Source organism: Mycobacterium sp. E735, assembly GCF_001666955.1.
Taxonomy (GTDB): Bacteria; Actinomycetota; Actinomycetes; order Mycobacteriales; family Mycobacteriaceae; genus Mycobacterium.
Genome location: NZ_LZIX01000125.1, coordinates 1 through 2,596, shown reverse-complemented (window position 1 = coordinate 2,596; position 2,596 = coordinate 1). Strand labels below are relative to the sequence as shown.

Annotated in this window: 2 protein-coding genes; both read left to right on the top strand. The window is 69.4% G+C overall.

What is annotated here, in order from left to right; genetic code table 11:
• On the top strand, positions 1-768 hold a 768-nt coding region (locus A5704_RS10075; RefSeq protein ID WP_156737651.1), incomplete at its 5' end, for a beta-ketoacyl reductase.
• On the top strand, positions 765-2,596 hold a 1,832-nt coding region (locus tag A5704_RS10070; protein ID WP_156670075.1), incomplete at its 3' end, for a type I polyketide synthase. The genes A5704_RS10075 and A5704_RS10070, both read left to right, overlap by 4 nt.

Below are 2,596 nucleotides of genomic sequence, written 5' to 3'. Positions count from 1 at the left end.
TTCGTGGTGTTCTCCTCCATCTCCGGCCTCACCGGTTCGCGGTGGCTGGCCCACTACACCGCCACCAGCGGCTACCTCGACGCCCTGGCGTACGCGCGGCACGTGATGGGGTTGTCGGCGACGACGGTCAACTGGGGACTGTGGAAATCCCTGTCCGACGCCGAGCACCAGTTCGGCCAGGTCAGCATGGGTTCGGGGCTACTGCCCATGGACGACGAGGTCGCCATCGGCGCTCTGCCGCGGGCGATGAGCCCCGCCGCAGGCGTGCATTCCATTGTGGTAGAAGCGGATTGGCCACTGCTGGCGGCCGCCTACCGCACCCGCGGCGCGCTGCACATCGTCGACGACCTGCTTCCGGTGCCCGGCGAAACCGCCATGCCCGCAAGCGAATTCCGCGTCGGCCTGAGTAAGTGCCCGCCCGAACGCCGCCACGACATGCTGCTGGACCACGTCGGGTTGCTGGCGGCCGGGGTGATGGGGCTACCGCCCAGCGAGTCGCTGGATCCCTCGATCGGCTTCTTCCAGCTCGGAATGGACTCCCTGATGAGCGTCACGCTGCAGCGCGCGTTGTCGGACAGTCTCGGTGAATTCCTGCCGGCTTCGGTGATCTTCGACTACCCGACCGTGTACAGCCTCACCGACTACTTGGCGACGATGCTGCCCGAACTCGCCGAACCGGATGCCGAACCCGCCTCCGACGTCTACGACGAACTCACCGAAGCCGAGTTGTTGGAACAACTTTCGGAACGACTCAGAGGAACGCGATGACCACCTCGACACCGGACCGCCGGGCGATCATCACCGAGGCGCTGCACAAGATCGACGATCTGAGCGCCCGGCTGGAGATCGCCGAGAAGGCCGGCACCGAGCCGATCGCGGTGATCGGGATGGGCTGCCGGTTGCCCGGCGGGGTGGACAACCCGGACCAATTCTGGGAATTGCTGCGCGACGGGCGAAGCGGCATCGTGCCGGTGCCGCCCGAGCGCTGGGACGCGGACGCCCTGTACACCGACGACCACACCGTGCCGGGAACCATCTGCAACCGCGAAGGCGGCTTCCTTTCCACTTGGCAGCCGGACGAATTCGACGCCGAGTTTTTCTCCATCACCCCACGCGAGGCGGCGGCGATGGATCCACAACAGCGGCTGTTCCTCGAGGTGGCCTGGGAGGCGCTGGAAGACGCGGGGATTCCGCCGCATACCATCCGCGGCACCCAGACCTCGGTGTACGTCGGTGTGACGGCCTACGACTACATGCTCACGCTCTCCGAGGCGATGCGACCCGAGGAGCTCGACGCCTACGTCCTGACGGGCAACTCCGCCAACTTCGCCGCGGGCCGGATGGCGTATCTGCTCGGCGCACGCGGCCCGGCGATGGTCCTCGACACGGCGTGCTCGTCGTCGCTGGTGGCGATTCACCTGGCCTGCCAGAGCCTGCGCTGGAACGAAAGTGACACGGCCTTGGTCGGCGGCACCAACCTGCTGCTGAGCCCCGGCACCAGCATCGCCTGCTCACGGTGGGGCATGTTGTCGCCCGCGGGGCAGTGCAAGACCTTCGACGCCGACGCCGACGGCTACGTGCGCAGCGAGGGCTGCGGGGTGGTCGTGCTCAAGCGGCTGTCCGACGCGCAACGCGACGGCAATCGCATCCTCGCCGTGGTTCGCGGTTCGGCCGTCAACCAGGACGGCGCCAGCAGCGGCGTCACCGTTCCCAACGGCCCCGCGCAGCAGGCGCTGCTTCGGCAGGCGCTGACCTCGGCCAAGTTGACCCCGGCCGAGATCGACTACATCGAGGCGCACGGGACGGGCACGCCGCTCGGCGACCCGATCGAACTCGATTCCCTGAGCAAGGTTTTCGCCGACCGCGAGGGCCGCGCGCCGCTGGTGCTGGGGGCGGTCAAGACCAATCTCGGTCACCTGGAGGCGGCGGCCGGCATCACCGGGTTCATGAAGACGGTGCTGGCCGTCCGCAACGGTCGCATCCCGCGCAACCTGAACTTCCGCGAGCTCACGCCCCACGCCAGCGAGGACGTGTCGCGGCTGACGATCACCACCGAAGACATGGAGTGGCCGGAGAGCGGGCAGCCCCGCCGGGCCGGCGTGTCGTCGTTCGGCGTGAGCGGGACTAACGCGCATGTCGTGATCGAGCAAGCGCCGGAAGTCATTCCGGACCGCCGTGGCTCAGAGCCGGCGGTGTCGACGTTGGTGGTGTCGGGCAGGACTCCGCAGCGGGTGGCCGCGACGGCCTCGGTGCTGGCCGACTGGCTGGACGGTCCGGGCGCCACGCTGCCGCTGGCCGGCGTGGCGCACACCCTCAACCATCACCGGGCCCGGCACGCCGCGTTCGCCACGGTGGCCGCCGTCGATCGGGACCAGGCGGTCGCGGGGTTGCGCGCGCTGGCGGCCGGTGAGCCGGCCACCGGCCTGGTGGGTTGCCGCGAGGGCGCGGTCGGGCCGGGCACGGTGTTCGTCTACTCCGGGCGCGGGTCGCAATGGGCCGGCATGGGCCGCCGGCTGCTCGCCGACGAGCCGGCCTTCGCCGCGGCGGTCGACGAGTTGGAGCCCGATTTCGTTGCCCAGGCCGGGTTTTCGCTGCG